Here is an 18,170-nt window from a genome sequence, read left to right as displayed (position 1 = left end):
GGTTTTAAAATTTGTGTAGAAAGTAATAATGGAGTTGATTTAGGAATATTCGCTTATAGTTAATGATAAATTTTACTTTCTCTGATCTATTACTTAAGTTAGCCAAAGCATGTTTTATCCAACGTAAGCTAACCACTCCTTTTAATCGTCTATCGAAATAATCTTTGCTATTTTTAAATCTCGTTAATACAGGAGGAATATCAATATCATCCCATTTTGGGTATTTTTTTCTTGAAGCACTTCCTTGTACTTCTCTAACTTTTAAATAGTTTCCCATTAACAAACCAATATTTGCATTTTTATTTGCTAACATATTTCGTAATACACGATACCAGTAATCTATACCTTCGTAAAAAATATTTTCTTCAATATATTTCACACTACTTCCTAATGTTCTTTTTATAATCACATTACTTCCAACTCCCATATAAAAATTATGAGATGTTATCGTTTTTAATGGATGTTGAAAAGTATATAGCTCTGGTGTATGCCTGATTAGTTCTTTCTGTATTTTGTGTAACTTTGGATATACTTCGTATGTAGGAAACAATTGGATTCCTAGAATTAAAAAATCTATGTTATTATGCAACATTATTTCTTCTGTTACTTCTAATAAGTTTTCTTCATATATATCATCTGCATCCAAAAAACTCACTATATCTCCAGTTGTTTTTTTAAAACCTACATTTCTTGCATATCCTACTCCTCTATTTTCTTCTAAACGAATAATTTCTACTCTAACTTTTTCAAATCGCTTAGGAATATTGTCTAAGTATTCTAGTACTTCATTTAAGCTATCATCTGTACTTTTATCATCTACAATAATAACTTCATATGGCAGCTTCGTTTGATTTGCTAGCGATTCTAGTGTTTCTCTTACATAAAGAGCTTTGTTGTATAATGGAATAACTATAGAAAATTTCATGCATCACTTTTTAATTGCACTGGGTAAAATACATGCTCCGCTATGTACATTGATAATACTTTTTATTGCTCCTCTGTACAAACCTGTTCCAAATGATATTTCATTATAAGAAAGTAACATCCCCACTATATTCAGTTTTTGCTGTAATCCTTTATGCGTTACCGCTACTTTTTGTTGTTCTACAAATTCCTGTATCATATAATCTTTCCACTCATCTCTGATAACTTGTTGCCAAATATCAGTTGCGCATTCATCTTTAACATACATATCTACACCTCTTCCTCCACTACTTCTTTTCAATACCCAATTTTGATTTGAATTGCTGAATTTTTCTCTTTTAGCAGAAGTATCTAAAATGAAAGAAGGAATTAAAAACGCTTTTAAAAAGTTATACTCAGACATGCTTATGTAATCGAGCATGATTTCTTCGTCATACAACACAGAAAGAACTCGTTTATCATGCACTAAAATAATCGTTCTGAGATCGTTAATACATTTTTCACTTTTTATAAGTGCACTTAAAATATTCGTATCTATTTCTTTTAGCTCTTCTCTATCTAATTCTAAAATAAATTGAACTGCTTTATCATTATCTACATATAATTCTTCTTTATATAGAGTAAGTTCACTTGGAGAAATATCTTCAATAAGTAACCCTTTCTTTTTTAGTTCTTCAAAAAGTAAAAAAGCCTCGGTTCCTTTCTCTTTATTGTGTACGTAAAATAGCTTTTCATCTTTGCTAAAATCTTTAAAGATTTCTGAAATAAAATCTAACTGTTTATCAATTGGTTTCCAGTCAGTATCTGCTTGAGAAAGCTCTTTTAAAATCTTACTTAAATAATAACTCAACATCCATCCGTTAATAGGATATCTACAACCTATTTCACAGATTTTAGCCTGTCCTGTTTCATCAAAAATTATATCTGGTCGATACATTCCTACTTCATAAGAAGCTACGTTTGCTAGTTTTAGAATCTCTTCCAGCTTAGTATCCAATTGGTAAATCTGACGAATCCTTTCATCTAAGAAGTAGTTCGATACTATTTTTTCAAGGGTTGTATAGAGTAATTTTATCAACTTACTATATACTTCATCCTGATTTAAAGAAATCATTAGAGGAGTATTATTAAAAATTGTTACATCATGTGATAGTTCACTAACATAACGTTTCAATAACTTTTTATAATCTGCTATCGCTACTCCTCTACTTGAAATCTCGCAAGTTTTTAAACTAATATCGTATTCGTTTTCTAACATCTTCTTCACTCATTTATAATTAATTATAATATCAGAATGCTAGACTCTTCTGAATTATGTTTTATTACTTATTTTTCATTACATTCAATAAAAAATTACACTGCATACTCTTTTAACAACTCTTCGTGTAATACTCCCATTACTTCTGACTTTAATTGTAAATAGTCTTCTATGATTTCTTGTAAGTCATATTCTTCTATATTTACCTCAAAAGCTTTTGCATACGACGCTACAGAGGCAACTGCATGAAAGAAATGATCTTTTTCTGTTGGTCCACAATGTACTTGAATCCAAGCTAAAGCTTTATCAATTTCTAAATCAGACAAACGTCCTTCATCTTCTAACCATTTTCTAAATAGTGGAATGATAAATTCAACTTCTCCATGAGTATAAATTTCATGAACTAACGTGGTTAACAAACCAATCATTATATCTTTATTTCTCAAAGAATTTTTATCCTTCCAAGCTTTAAAATCAATAGCTTGTTGACTCAAATATCTATTGGACAACCAAGAATCATCTCCTGCAATACTGGTAGCCATATCGTAAAATAACTTTGAGTGTAATACTCTTCCAACTACGGCTAAATCTTCATCTACAATTCTATTTAAACTTGATACTGCTCTAAATAAATCGTACTCACTTTTTACTTCTTTGTTCTTATGAATAATCATAGTCATACGATTACTTAACCCTGCAACTGTCATTGCACTATTATTCGTTTGACTCCAGCTCTTAAAGAATAAATTCAAAGCATCTTGATGTTGCTTTTGAGCTGTTAATGCTTGGAATGAAGCTTCTATTTTTGAAAATTGCTCTTCTTGTTGTGGAAAATATTTTAAAAGTTGTGTTTTTAGATGAGAACTTTCCATTTGATCGATTACCGGTGTAATAATTGAAATTAAGCTCATGTTGTTAAATTTTAATGTTAGTAGGTTGTTTTGTAATGATATATACATCAACTACGCTTCAATTTTAAAATTTAAATCTGCTAACTATTATCATTTTACCACAAGCGTGTAAAATTCAGGCATGGAAGGAATTTTACACACCAAGAAATACCTCTTGAAATAAAAAATAAAAAAATAAACTCCTATTGATCAACATCTTATTTCATTTTTTTTATTAGTTTTAAATCAATTAACCAAAACCCTATTATTATGAAAAAACAATTATCTATTGTTTTATTCTTGCTGTCTATTATTGCAATAGCACAAGAGACCAAAAACAAACCATTTTATCGAGGAAAAATTTCATCAGTTGAGTATGTTTCTCCCCTGTCTTCTAGATCTGCCGATTTAGTTCCTTTTGTTGATGTTAAAAAAGAAGCTAAAGACAAAAGATCTATGGGAAATGTGGTTGTTTCTGGAAAAGACCCCCAAAATCGAGATGACTATTTTAGAAGAAATAGACACCCTCAAGAACAAAGTATACAAATGGCTAATGCAGGTTTAGTTTTTGATACTTACACTTCTAGCTCTCAACCTACAGACCCTTCATTAGCTGTTGGTCCAAATCATGTTATGGTTGTATTTAATACAGGTTTCATGATTTACGATAAACAAGGAAACCAATTACTGGGAGCTACCGCACCTAACCCTGCAATTTTCCCTTCTGGTGGTTGTTGTGATTTAACTGTTTCTTATGACAATGCTGCCGACAGATGGGTATTATCTTTTTTAAATGGTGCCGGAGCAGGTGCTCAAATTGCGGTATCTGATGGACCAAACCCTTTAACTGCTGGATGGTACATTTATAATGTTACTCAAATACAAGATTACCAAAAGTTATCTATTTGGAGTGATGGTTACTACATGACAGATAACACAAATGGCTCTAACAGAGTTTGGGCTTTAGAAAGAGATGCTATGCTTGCTGGAAATGCTAATGCAGGTATAATAGGTTTTAATTTACCTAATATTGCTACTAGTGGTTTTTATAGCCCTCAAGTATTAAATGTTACCGACAATAATTTACCTGCAGCTGGAGGAGCTACTGTAGTCTACATGCAAGATAATGCTTGGTCTGGAGTTTCAACAGACCATGTAAAAGTATGGACTATTGACGTTAATTGGACTAACACTTCAAGCTCAACAGTATCTACTCCAACAGAAATTTCTGTAACACCATTTATTGGAGTATTTGATGGAGGAAGCTTCTCTAATTTACCACAACCTAATGGAGGACCAACAATTGATGCACTACAAGCTACAATTATGAATCAAGCGCAGTTTAGAAAATTTAGCACTCATAATTCTGCTGTTTTCAACTTTGTTGTAGATACAGACGCTTCTTCTGGAAAACTTGCTGGTGTTCGTTGGATGGAATTTCGTCAAAGTGGTGACAATCAACCTTGGTCTTTATACCAAGAAGGAACGTATAATGCTCCAGATGGAAGGCATGCTTGGAATGCAAGTTTAGCTATGGATGGTGATGGAAATATAGGTATGGGATATACTTCTTTATCTGGGCCAACAACAGCAACTACTACAAGAGTAAGTTCATACTTTACTGGACGATCTAACGGAGATCCTTTAGGAACTATGACAGCTATGGAAGGATTGATCGCAAATGGTAATCAAAATATTCCTGGTACGCGTTATGGAGACTATAGTAAAATAGACGTAGATCCATCTAACAATAGTACTTTTTGGTATATTACCGAGTACATGAATAATGGTAGAAAAGGTGTTGTAGGTACCTTTGAAATGCAACCTGCTGGACCACCAGACACTCAATCTCCAACAGATCCTTCTAATGTAACTGCATCTAATATTGGAGGTACTAGTGCAACCTTAAACTGGACTGCAGCTACAGATAACGTGGCAGTGGCTAGATATTTAATTTCTATTAATGGTAATCAAGTAGGTACATCTCCTAACACTACTTTTAATGTAACTGGTTTGACTCCTACTACACAATATACTGCTTCTGTGGTAGCTCAAGATGCTGCTGGTAATGTTTCTGGTAGTGCAACTACTACATTTACTACCATAGAAGGTCAGGTTACTTACTGTAACTCTACAGGTAATAATGTTAATGATGAATACATTAGTAATGTGACGTTAAATACTATCAATAACACTTCTAATGCACAAGGTTATTCAGATTTTACTAGTATTTCAACTGACTTAAACGAAGGACAAGAGTATACCATAAGCGTTACTCCAACTTGGACAGGTACTACATATGCTGAAGGATATGCTGTTTGGATCGATTATAACAATAATGGTGATTTTTCAGATAGTGGCGAATTAGTATGGTCTAAAGCTGCCTCTACAGATACTCCAAACACTGGAACCTTCACAATTCCTACTGGAACTGCACAAACTGCTGTTAGAATGAGAGTTTCTATGAAATACAATGCAATACCTACAGAATGTGAAACTTTTACTTATGGTGAAGTTGAAGATTACACAATTAATTTAAAAGCAGATACTGGTGGTGGAGATCCTAATCCTCCTACTGGATATTGTAGTTCTAACGGAAGAAATACTAGTGACGAATATATTTCTAGAGTTCAATTAGAAGGTATAGACAATACTACTGGTGCTGAAACTGGTGGGTATGGTGATTATACTTCTATTTCTACAACATTAAGTGGAACACATACCATTACTGTTACACCAACATGGACAGGAACTGTTTATAGAGAAGGTTATGCTGTTTGGATTGACTATAATAGAGACGGAGATTTTTCAGACCCTGGAGAGCTCGTTTGGTCTAAAGCTGCTTCAAGAGATACATCTAACTCTGGAACATTTACTGTTCCTGCATCAGCTCTTGCTGGAGCTACAATAATGCGTGTATCTATGAAATATAATGCAATTCCAACTGAGTGTGAAACCTTCACATATGGAGAAGTTGAAGATTACTTAGTAAACATTAGTAAAACAGCAACGCCTGGTGATGACTTAAAAACATTTACATTAAATTCTTTAAACAACATAAAATTATATCCTAATCCAGCTACAAATCATTTAAACATAGAAGTTTTAAACGGAGACTTTAGTGAAATAACAATATATTCTATTATTGGTGAGATTGTATACTCTTCAAAAGAAAAAGTAAATACAAAATCTACTATTGATGTTTCTCAATTTGCTACTGGTCCATATTTTGTGAAGTTTATTTCAAATGGAAAAGCAGTTACAAAACGATTTATTAAGAAATAAATATCGATAATATTTTAAACTCTAAAGATCACCTTGAAAAAGGTGGTCTTTTTTAATTTAAATTAGTTTTATAAAGTTTCAAATTCTATAAATCTAAAAAATTAAATAACAGACATCTGCCTTTTAACTAAGAGTAAAAAAACTAAAAATCTAACACTACAAACCTATAAAGCAAAACGTTAACATTTTATCATATTCATTACAAAAAACAAATTATAAGATAAAATAACTATTTTTTTAATACTTTATTTTAGAAAATAAAAATTGTTTAACGCTTTTTATTTTTTGATTTTTGATGCTTAAACTCAAATAATAACATAAATGAAAAACAATTTTAATGGAATCTTAACGATCCTGTTAACGTTCTTTATGCAATTCACTTTTGCGCAAGAAAAAACGATTACAGGTACGGTTAAAGATGCCAGTGGGCCTTTACCTGGCGCCAGTATCGTAATTAAAGGAACATCAAAAGGAACAGAAACAGATTTTGATGGAAACTATTCAATAAAAGCCAATACAGGCGATGTCCTTGTATTTAGTTTTGTTGGATTAACAACGGTTGAAAAAACTGTTGGTTCAGAAAGTAAGATTGATGTCTTAATGTCTGAAGATGAAAATTTACTACAAGAAGTAGTTATTACCGCAGTTGGAATTAAGCGTAAGCCAGATGAGATTACCACAGCTAATCAAGTTGTAAAAGCGGATGAATTAAACCAAGCAAGTAACCCCGATGCAGTCCAAGCCCTAGCTGGTAAAGTTTCAGGGTTACAAATTAACACCACATCTAACGGTTTAAATCCTAATTCTACAATTACATTACGTGGAACTCGTTCTATTTCTGGTAATAACTCAGCATTAGTAGTTATTGATAATATCATTTCAACTCAAAATGTTTTATCTACGTTAGATCCTAACACTATTGAATCTATCAATGTAATGAAAGGAGCTAATGGTGCTGCTTTATATGGTGAAAGAGGTGCTTCAGGAGTAATTATTGTTACTACTAAAAAAGGCACTAAAGATGCAGAAAAACTATCTGTAGATTTTAAGACAAGTCTTACCTTAGAGGAAATTGCTTTACTACCAGAAACTCAAGATCGATTTGGACAAGGATGGTCTGGAACTTTAGATTGGACAGATCAAGGATCTTGGGGTACTCAATATGACGGTACTTTACAAGTTACAGGAACACCAGATCTTACTACGGGCGCTTGGAGGTTATTTCCTTATGAACATATAGAGGATAATATTTTACCTTTCTTTACTACAGGTACAAATTTTCAAAACAGTGTTTCTTTATCTGGAGGGAATTTAAAAAATGGATTTTTAAATTTTAGCTACTTAAGACAAGATATTGGAGGTGTGATTCCAAATGATTCGAGAATTAAAAACAACTTTTCTTTAACTACGGGAAAAACATTTAATAAGTTTTCTATTCAAGTAATTGCAAGGTATACAACGGATGAAATTGATAGAGCTAATGGTGCTTTATACGAACGTTTAGCAAATACACCTGGTAATATTCCAATTGAACAGTTTGATAGCGGTAATAACAACGATCACTGGACCTTATTTGATACAAGTCCATATTGGACACGACAAAACGACCGTTTTGAGGGAATTTCTAGAATTATAGATTTATCTGCTGATTTACAATACAAATTTAATGACCACATAAGTACCATATTAAGATCTTCTATAAGAAATACAAATTCTGAAGGTCAAACTAAAAGAAATGGATTTGTAGATAATATCAGATATGTTGGAAACCCTAGAGATATCAGGTCTCAGTATTTTATAAACACTAGCAACGATCGCTTTGTATATACTGATTTAATTACAAATTTCGATTATAAATTAACTGATGATATCACATTTAAATCGAACATCGGTTTTAACATGACTGATGCTGAATTTGGTTCATTAAATGTAGGTGGTAATGATTTAAGGATTGATAATTTCTTTGATTTATCGAATGTTTCGAATGTGATTCAATACAATCAAATAAGATCACGTCAAAGAACCATGGGAATCTTTGGTAATTTCGATTTTGGTTATAAAGATTATTTATTTTTAAATATTACAGCTAGAAACGATTGGAATTCTGTATTACCTAAAGCAAACAGATCATTCTTCTATCCTTCTGTAGGAGTTGCTTTTATTCCAACAAAAGCTATTGAAAACTTAAAAAGTAAATTTTTACATAAGATAAAAGTATCCGCAAGTTACGTAAGAACAGGAAACGCTGCTGCATTAGCAGCTCACGAAGTAATTCCAACAGCACCACAAGCACCCGGGTATCCTTATTTTTTAAATGCGAACAATTCATTTGTTTTAGAAAGAGATAATGTTGATCCAAACATTAAAAACGAATTTATTACCAACTTTGAAGGTAATATTAACTTAGAGTTATTAAACATTAGAGGCCCAAGAATTACATTAGATGCTTCTTATACTTCTGGTAAAAACTCAGATCAGCTACTAAATATTACCAATTCATCTGCAACAGGTTTTTATACAACTTTAACTAATATTGGAGAAACTACTTCTACTTCATTAGAACTTGATTTAGGCTTTACACCTTTAAAAACGGAAAATTTCGAATTTAATGGTAGAGTTGGTTTTTCTACCTACAAAACTGTTGTTAACAAAGTAACTGACGATTCTAACATTGTAACATTAACCAATGGATTATCTGCTGTTGAAGGTGAAGAGTTTCCTGTTATTAGAGGAACAGCTTATTCAAGAGACGATAAGGGAAGAGTTATCTTAGATTCAAATGGAAATCCTATTAGATCATCAGAATTAAAAGTATTAGGTAAAACTACACCTGACTATATCTTAAATTTTGCAGCAAGTTTCCGTTACAAAAGAATACGATTAAATGCCGTAGCAGACTATAGAACTGGACATGTTTTTTATTCAGGAATTAGAAAACAATTAAGTTACCAAGGTAGAACAATTCAATCTACTTCTAATAACAGATTGCCTTTCTTATTCCCTAACTCTACAGTACAAGGAACTGGAACAGATAATACAACTGTATTAACTACAGCGGCTAATGCTGAAGGAGCTATGAGATACTATCAAAATAATTACGATTTCTTTGATGAAAACTTTATAACAGATGCAACTGCATTTAAGTTACGTGAAGTTTCTTTGAGCTATGATTTACCTGAAAAAATAGTGTCATCATTAGGTTTAACAAAATTTAATGTTGGTGCTAGTGGAAGAAATTTATTAATCCTTTTACCAGATGAAAATAAAGACTATAACGATCCTGAATTTGGGAATGGTATTGGAGATTACAGTTTTACACCTCCTACAAGATTTTATACGTTAAATGTTAATGTAGCCTTTTAATAAAATAATTATGAAACACATATATAAAATAATCGTAACCTTAGTAATTTTTGCAGGTCTTGCTTCCTGTGACGATTACTTAGATGTGAATAAAGATCCTGGTAATCCTGAATTAGCAGATTTAACTCCTAATGATATTCTTTCTGCTGCAGAATCTACCTTAGGGAGTTTGTATACAACACGAATGAATCAGTTAGGAAACTTAATGGCTGTCGCTTGGTCTGCCAACTTTAGTGATTTTGCCGATCCTTATGGTGACGAGTTTCGTTATAATTTAACAAGTGAATTTTATGATGATATTTGGGATAATATCTATTCTAGAACAAACAATCTAACCTTTATAGAAAATTTCCAAGATGGAAACAACTGGGACAACCACAGAGCAATTGCAAAAATTTTAAAAGCTTTTTACTTACAATATATTGTAGATTTATATGGCAGAGCTCCTTATAGTGAAATCCATAAAGGAACTCAAAATTTATTTCCAAAATACGACGATCAACAATCAATTTACAGAGCTTTAGTAGATGTACTTGACGAAGCAGTTGTTTTAATAGACAATGCTCCAAGTACCGCACAAGGTTTTGTTGGTTCTGAAGTAATTTTTGATGGAGATATGGAAGCTTGGAAACGTTTTGCTAATACTATAAAATTACGTTTACTCGTCCGTCAAACAGAACTGGCTACAACAGATGGAGCTGTTAACACCTATATTACAAGTGAATTTAACGAATTACAAAATTCGGGAGCACAGTTTTTAACAACAAATGCTGGATTAAATCCTGGTTATTTAAATTCAGATGATAAACAAAATCCTTTTTACGCTCGTTTTGGGTATAATGCCGTAGGAAATGTTACCAATGGTTTCAGATCTACAGGACCATCTGCATATAGCTTTAACTTTTTACAAAACACTAACGATCCTAGAATTAATAGAATGTGGCAACCAAACTCTAGAGGTGGTTTCTCAGGAACTTTACAAGCTGCTTCTGGTGGTAGACCTGCTTCTTTTGGTCCTGCTTTTATAGAGAGAGGAGTAGCTAATAAAAACGTGTATTTAATGTTAGCTTCTGAGAGTTATTTCTTACAAGCTGAAGCTGTTCAAAGAGGGTATTTAACAGGAAGTGCACAAGATTTATTTAATAGCGGTATTAACGCTTCTTTTGAGTACTTAGGAATTCCAGATGATGCAAATGCTTATATTACGAGTATTACTAGTACTCCTAATGTTGGTTGGACTGGAAATTTAATAGAATCTATTATTACTCAAAAATATATTGCACTTACCAGCACAAGTGGAATTGAATTATGGATAGAATATAACAGAACTGGATTCCCAGATGATTTACCTTTACCTAATGGTAGTGCTGCTGCTAATATTCCAGTGAGATTAATTTACCCTGCTTCTGAATATTCAGGAAATACTAACAATGTTCCTGTTTTAACAGGCGCAGATGCATTTACTGCTAAAGTATTCTGGGATGTAAACTAATAAACAAACAACATTCTTTTTGAATATGTTTAAAACAATTAAAAAAATGAAAACAAAAAATATACGAAATTTAATAGCTATTCTTTCTCTAGCTGTTATTGCTGTTTCTTGTGATCAAGATGAAACAGTACCTAGAGCTCCTAAAGCCAAAGTAGAATTAGTAGAAGAAACAATTACTGTTTCCGAATCTGGAACAGACGATCCTGATTTAACTTTTAGGCAAGATATTCCTACTATTCCACAGGTAGATGATCAATATACTTCATGGTGGGGACCTCCTTATCCAGCTGAACGAGGTGTAGAAATGCGAGTGGAAATTGTTGGTGGCACTGCAACAGAAGGTGTAGATTACGAATGGGCAGTTACTGCACCATCTGGTAGTACTGTTGAAGATGTAGGGTTTGAATATTGGGGTGGTAATGGACTATACTATTGGTTACCACCAGATGCTACAGCTCTTGAAAATATTATGAAATTAAGTAGTATGATTGTTATTATTAATGATAATATTACAGAAGGAGACGAAACTATTGAACTTCGTTTTTACCCAGTAGGTATGGGACTAGCAACGATAGATGATACGTTAACAATTACTATTACTGACTAATAAAGTATAGTTTATCTTACAAAAAACACCCTATCGATGTGTCGATAGGGTGTTTTATTTTCAAGGTTAATTTAAACTAAGTTATTTAACAACTTTAATCCATTCTCCTTTAGTTCTTGCTATATAATCGTTATTATACATTGCTTCAACTTGTATTCCTGGTAAATAATAATCTCCTAAATACGATGCATTTAGTAAAACATTAAATGTTTTTGTTTCGTATTTCTTCAATGTAAAATAGTTATGAATACTTGCATCTCTTATATCTGTATAATCTACTTTATCTGAAGTTGTATTCCCTCCAAAATCTGTGAAACGTGTATTAATCACTTCCCAACCAGAAGGTAAAAACTGTGTTAGTGCTACATTATCAACTTTCTCATCTGTTGTATTTCTAACTGTAACTTGTGCTACAAAATTTGTTCCTTGTGATAAGTTCGTCACATTTATAGCCGCCCCATCTTTACCTTTATAAATTATAGTAGCATCTAAATTCTTTTGAATAACTTTTTCCTCTCCTACTGGTAGAATTCCAGTATTATAAATTCTTACATATACTACTCCTTTAGACCCATTCGTTATTTTTAGTGAATTCTCTTTCTTTAAGTCTTCTAAATCAGCAATAACTAATGATTTAGAGCTTTCTATACCTTTATTACTTCCATTATTAAATGAATAGTTTACAGAAACACCTCTATTATCTCCATTCTTTAAAGTATACTGTCCCATAGCTAATAAACAAAAAGCAGTAGTTTGTGTACTCATCCATTGATTACTAGATAAGGCTTCAGCTATTTCTTTAGCTAATTTAATTGCTTTTACCTCATCATTAACCAATGTATAGGTTTCTAAAGACATTGCTTTATTTCTCAGTTCTGAACCATAATTTGAATAATATCTTTTCTGATATCCATTTGGTGACAATGTATTTAGAATTGCTTTTGCAATATTGCTCTTACCAATTAAGGCATATGCTCCTGCTAAACGTCTTTTTGCTTCATTAGAAATCCCTCCTGTTTCTCTTAAACGGTTCATAGAAGCTAAATCAGGGCTATTAGCTAAACTCAATGTATATAATCTATATGCTTGTGATAATGCATTGTTATAATAAGTAGTATTGTACCTCCAATTTCTAGCTTCTTTCTTTTGATAATTCACCCATTTCGATCTAAAACCAATCGGCAATGCATATCCTTTTTTAGCTGCTTCAATCATAAAATGTCCAGCATAAGAAGTTCCCCAACTATTTGCACTACTACCACCTGGCCAGTACGATAATCCTCCACTCGATCTCTGGAAGCCTGACAATCTTTGTATTCCAGCTTTTATATTTCTATCAATATCTTTTCGTTCTTCTTCTGGTAAATCGAACAATTCAGATAAATATAATTGAGGAAAAACACTAGATGTTGTTTGCTCTACACAACCATGTGGATAACGTACTAAATACCCTAAGCGTTTTGTAAAATTCATTGGAGGAATAGTAGACAATTCTATTTTTGCATTATTAGTTCCTTTCGTTCCAAAAGTTGCAAAATCAATCGTATTTTCCTCGTTCGATTTTAACACCAATTCTTTTACTTCTGTAGTTACTGGATTTGGATTTAGCACATCTATTTCTACTTCGTAAAAAGCTTTATCTGAACCAGAACTTGCTTCTACTCTTACTTTACCAATTCCTTTAAAGTCATTAACTTTTAAAGTAAAATAAGCCATTTTTTCATCTGGCTGATTAAATGTAATTGTTTGTGTATTGCTCCCTATAATAGTATAAGAAGGGTTTGGTTGTACTACTACATTTACTTTTTTTACATTTGGTTTCATTGCAAAAACAGTAACTGGTAATGTAACAGTTTCTGCTGGTGTTATTTTTCTTGGTAAAGAAGCTAACACCATAACAGGTTTACGAACAAATGCTGTTTTCTCTGCATTTCCATAAGCGCTATTTGCAGCATCTGAAGCTACAACCATAGCTCTTACAGAACCTACATAATTTGGAATCCTGATCTTATGCGTTTTATCTTCTCCTGCTTTCAATGTAAATGGCCCCATAAAGGTTACCATAGGCTTAAAGCGATTTGCTTTCTTATTTTTACTTCCAGCTTCCGCTTCATCTCCTCCAATACTTAGAATTTGATTTACTTTTCCTCCATACGCGCCAATAACATCATCAAAAATATCCCAAGTTCTAACTCCTAAAGATTGACGTGCATAGAATGTATACCATGGATTTGGTGTTTTAAATCTAGTTAAATCTAACAATCCATCATCTACTAAAGCAACCGTGTAGGTCATTGGTTGTCCGTTCTTTTCTTTTACACCTAAATTAATTGTACTTTCTGGTTTTAATTCATCTGCTAATTTTATTTCTGGCTCTAATTTTGTAGCTGGATCACTCACTAAAATTGGAATAGAACCATACATACGAATTGGAAGATCATTTTTAGTTTGTGCGTGTTGCTGTAATAAAGATACATTCACATAAATATTAGGTGTGTAATGTTCCAATATAGGAAAACTAAACTCAGTTTGTTTATCCGTAGTTACAGTCCAAAAATAATCTAAAACTTCTGTACCATTTTCTATAGTAATTAATGCTCTAGCTCCTTCTGATGATGGGAATTTAATTGTAGCTTCTTCATCTACTTTATAGGTGTCTTTATCACTAGAAAACACCAACATCGTTGCATTCGTTTTATCTTGGCTACTTCTCTTTTTTCCATACCAAGATGGCCAATCGAAATACACTACGGAAGATGTGACATGGTTACTATTCTTATCTTTTACTTTTATCAAATATCTACCCCAATCGTTTTTACTAATTTTTAAATTAAACGTTCCTTTTCCATCTGTACTAGTTGTTACTTTTCTAGTGGTGTAAGAATAACGTTCTTCTCTACCATCATAATATGAAAGTCCATCATTAGAAGAGCTCCACCACCATCTCCAATTCAATTTATATACTTCAACTTCTAAATTATTCGCTATTCCATTTCCTTCTTGATTAACAGCTGCTACATTAAAAGTATAATCCTGATCAGTAAACAAATAGTTTTTAGACTGTTGTTCTTCTGCCATATTAATTCCTGCATATGATGTGTATGGTGAAACTTTCATTCCGTAGACATCAGTACTAAAGTCCCCTCCATTTTCATATACTTTTGTAATAAAGGTAGCTTTTACCATTCCTGGAACTCTAATTCCCAAGTTTGGCTTTTTAGAAAAACTAGCGTTTCCTTGTTCATTTAAACTTCCAGAAGCTATTCTAGTTGTTGCTGTGGAGAATTTTCGGGTAGCATCGTCGAATATATAATTTGCGAATTTTGGAAATTCTGTTTTTGCCTGTGTAAACTTCGATTCGATGTCGTATTTCAATCCTCTAGCGATGGCACCATGTAACCATTTTACTTCTATATTCCCTATAATTGGTTCACCTGCCTTGGCTATTTTCTCTTCTGTATTGAACTTAATTTTTAAACGATTTGGTTTAATCGTTTCTATTTTTAAATTCTTATGGAATTTCGCAGTTCCAACATTTACTCGTACTTTCCAATTCCCTGTAATTGCTTCTGGATCTGTTTTTGGAGTATAGGTATATACATTATCTGGTACTTTGTATGTTACTTTTCTATCTATTATTTTTCCTTGTGGATTTACCAACTCAAACTTTATTGGGTGTTTCGTTGGAATTGGATTCGCTTCATCGTTCAACACAAATGTTAAGAATAACTGATCCCCAGGACGCCATACACCACGTTCTCCATAAATATACCCTTTGATCCCTTTTTGTGTTTTCGCTCCTGCAACATCAAACTTACTCATAGAAAGCGCATTTCCATCATTCAATTTGACATAGGTAGTACTATTATTAGTAGATGCAGCTGCAAAATATGCTCCTGATATTGCATTAAATTCTGCTACACCATCTGCATTAGTAGTTCCAGATGTAATTACTTGTTGTTGTAAATTAATTAGATCTACTTTTGCACCTGTAACTGGTTGCGCAGTTATAATATCTGTTACAGCCACAAAAACATGATCGTTATTTCCTCTTTTAACGATAGCTCCTAAATTAGAAGCTAAAATATTTTTACTGATTTTTTTATCTCTATAATACGATTTCTTACATGGATCTGAGCTTTCATTCCAATTGTAATCATCATAATAATAATCATCGTAATATGAATAATTATAAGCTCTATCGTATTCCTTAGTATCTACTTCTTTTTTACCAAATACAATAGGTTCTGTGCTTTCTTCTCCATCACAAGCATATCTCGAATACGCTTTATGAAAAGACAATTCTACACGATACATTGCACCATTTTCTACATCTACTAACTCAGATAAATCAACCGCAAACGCATTTGGATGTCCTAAATCTAATCCTTGATTTGCTAAGTTTACTGTGTATTTAGCTGTTGGTCTACCTACATAACGTAAATTCCCTTTATTGTTTAAATTATTATTCTGTAGGAACTGTAATACATTGTTTTTATAAATTTTATAAACTAAAACATCTACAGCTTTTAAATTCACTGCCTTAAAATTGATTTTTAAGTTATTTGAATTTGGTAAAATTGTTCCACTTTTTATAAAACTAATTTCAGGTTTTAACTGTGTAAAGTACAATGTTCTTACAACATTGTTTTTTAATGTATATCCTTCCGTATTCTTGATCCCTTTGAATACTTCTATATCTACTTTGTTTTTAAAAGATGCTGCTGGATAAATTGTTACAACATTATTTCTTACTTTATATGTAAACTTTTGTTTTTGTGTATTTACAAATTGAATTAATCCTTGTAAGTCTTGTGAAGTATTAATAGGATCTGAAAAGCTAATTTCTATACGTTGTTTTGTATCGTTAAAAATATCGAAGGATAATACTTTAAAATTGGATTTCCCTGTAATTACAACATCTCTATCTCCTTTAGATTCTGAATTTACAGATTTTCCATTCCATGTTACTTCTAATGTTTTATCATCTGCAAAACGTTGTATACTGTCTATTTTAAACTGAAACGTCGATGCGTAATCTCCAACATTATCGAATGTGATATTTTTAGACTTACCATCGTATCTTGCTTTTATAATTTCTGAAACTTGTTTTCCTTCAATTACATCGCTAGCACGTAATGTACCTTCTACATAATACCAATCTTTATCGTAAATAGAAGGCGCTTGTAAAGACACGTTAAAATTTAATTTTTTGGTTTTTAAAGCAACTGTAAAATTTGCAAGATCGGACGGCATATCACTGTACAACTTATCTAAATGTAATGTTGCTACATATTCTTTATCATAATCCAGTTTTTCTTCAGGAACAAACGATATAATATTGTTATCTAATAACACTTTTCCTTTCACTTTAGGCTGTAACGAAATTACATCGTCCAAAACTTTATCTACTGTTACCTTTTTATTCAGGTAAAACTTTAAGTTTGGGACAACTGAAATAGATTTTTCTGGGTATACACTTATGTATTCGCTAAATGCATTCGCATCGCTTTCTACATTTTCTTTTTGCTTACACCCAACCACAATAAATAGTAGTACTAAGAGACTGTTAATGATATAGTTTTTCATGATTTGCAGGTTTCTTTTTCTATGAGTTCAGTATCAAAATTAATAAAAACGAAGTTAAATCGGTTTTACTTTTAGTAAATTTGTCGTTTTATTTACAATAAGCGTCGTTTTAGATATGTTAGGACTTAAATTTGATACAGAAACTTCTTGGGTAGATGTTGCTAAAAATGGATTACAACAATTATTAACCGATCATGCTTTTGCAGAGCAAAAAGCTGCAAGTAATGCTGTATCTATTATTATAAATTATTCTGAGGAAACTGAATTAGTAAAAGATATGAGTGATATTGCTATTGAAGAAATGGAGCATTTTAGAATGGTTCATAATTTAATGGTAGAAAGAGGAATGGTTTTAGGTCAGGCAACTAAAAATGATTATGCGCTAAAACTTCAAGGTTTTTTCAAAAAAACTCCAAACAGAACAGAAGCTTTGATACATCGTTTATTAGTCGCTGCTTTAATTGAAGCGAGAAGCTGTGAACGTTTTAAGGTATTTGCTGATAATATGGAAGATCAACAATTATCTGATTTTTATAAGGATTTAATGATTTCTGAAGCAAACCATTACACTTTATTTTTAGGCTATGCAAGAAAGTATATGGATAGAGAAATTGTAGACCAAAAATGGAACGATTTGCTAGCTTTTGAAGCTAGTATGATGAAAGAAAGAGGTACTACTGCTAAAGTACATGGATAGTGAGATGTTAGATGTTAAGTAAATTGCTTTTTCTTTATTTATCTTTTTATAAATTAACATCATTT

At 32.0% G+C, this 18,170-nt stretch carries 9 protein-coding genes; 5 read left to right on the top strand and 4 right to left on the bottom strand.

The window, feature by feature from the left end; translation table 11 throughout:
• Positions 1 to 4 precede the first annotated feature (4 nt).
• The 3 genes from ACKTTC_RS17085 to ACKTTC_RS17075 all read right to left on the bottom strand — a co-directional run bounded on the left by ACKTTC_RS17085 (position 5) and on the right by ACKTTC_RS17075 (position 3,093).
• A complete protein-coding gene (locus ACKTTC_RS17085; protein ID WP_408041070.1) occupies positions 5 to 925 on the bottom strand; it encodes a glycosyltransferase family 2 protein in 921 nt (306 codons plus the stop codon).
• A gap of 3 nt (positions 926 to 928) precedes the next feature.
• Positions 929 to 2,182, bottom strand: a complete 1,254-nt coding sequence (locus tag ACKTTC_RS17080; RefSeq protein WP_408041069.1) for a magnesium transporter — start codon at positions 2,180 to 2,182, stop codon at positions 929 to 931.
• Between the two features lie 95 nt (positions 2,183 to 2,277).
• A complete protein-coding gene (locus tag ACKTTC_RS17075) occupies positions 2,278 to 3,093 on the bottom strand; it encodes a hypothetical protein (RefSeq protein WP_408041068.1) in 816 nt (271 codons plus the stop codon).
• Between the two features lie 249 nt (positions 3,094 to 3,342).
• Here ACKTTC_RS17075 and ACKTTC_RS17070 point away from each other — a divergent pair, with 249 nt between their 5' ends.
• From ACKTTC_RS17070 to ACKTTC_RS17055, 4 genes are all read left to right on the top strand, one after another.
• Positions 3,343 to 6,357 carry a GEVED domain-containing protein gene (locus ACKTTC_RS17070; RefSeq protein WP_408041067.1) on the top strand — a complete coding sequence of 1,005 codons (3,015 nt, stop codon included), beginning with the start codon at positions 3,343 to 3,345 and terminating at the stop codon, positions 6,355 to 6,357.
• A gap of 321 nt (positions 6,358 to 6,678) precedes the next feature.
• Positions 6,679 to 9,720: a SusC/RagA family TonB-linked outer membrane protein gene (locus ACKTTC_RS17065; protein WP_408041066.1), complete on the top strand. Its 3,042-nt coding sequence runs from the start codon at positions 6,679 to 6,681 to the stop codon at positions 9,718 to 9,720.
• Between the two features lie 10 nt (positions 9,721 to 9,730).
• Positions 9,731 to 11,212, top strand: a complete 1,482-nt coding sequence (locus ACKTTC_RS17060) for a SusD/RagB family nutrient-binding outer membrane lipoprotein (RefSeq protein ID WP_408041065.1) — start codon at positions 9,731 to 9,733, stop codon at positions 11,210 to 11,212.
• A gap of 46 nt (positions 11,213 to 11,258) precedes the next feature.
• Positions 11,259 to 11,819, top strand: a complete 561-nt coding sequence (locus ACKTTC_RS17055) for a hypothetical protein (protein WP_408041064.1) — start codon at positions 11,259 to 11,261, stop codon at positions 11,817 to 11,819.
• 81 nt (positions 11,820 to 11,900) lie between these two features.
• Here the strand turns inward: ACKTTC_RS17055 and ACKTTC_RS17050 are convergent, their stop codons facing one another.
• Complete coding sequence (locus ACKTTC_RS17050; RefSeq protein ID WP_408041063.1) at positions 11,901 to 17,408, bottom strand: alpha-2-macroglobulin family protein; 5,508 nt, start codon at positions 17,406 to 17,408, stop codon at positions 11,901 to 11,903.
• Between the two features lie 115 nt (positions 17,409 to 17,523).
• Between ACKTTC_RS17050 and miaE the strand changes: the two genes are divergently transcribed.
• A complete protein-coding gene (miaE, locus tag ACKTTC_RS17045) occupies positions 17,524 to 18,105 on the top strand; it encodes a tRNA-(ms[2]io[6]A)-hydroxylase (RefSeq protein WP_408041062.1) in 582 nt (193 codons plus the stop codon).
• The last annotated feature ends 65 nt before the right edge of the window (positions 18,106 to 18,170 follow it).

The organism is Tenacibaculum amylolyticum, assembly GCF_964511145.1.
Classification (GTDB): Bacteria; Bacteroidota; Bacteroidia; order Flavobacteriales; family Flavobacteriaceae; genus Polaribacter; species Polaribacter amylolyticum.
Note: the sequence above shows the minus strand (reverse complement) of the source record. Positions and strands in the feature narration are given on the sequence as shown.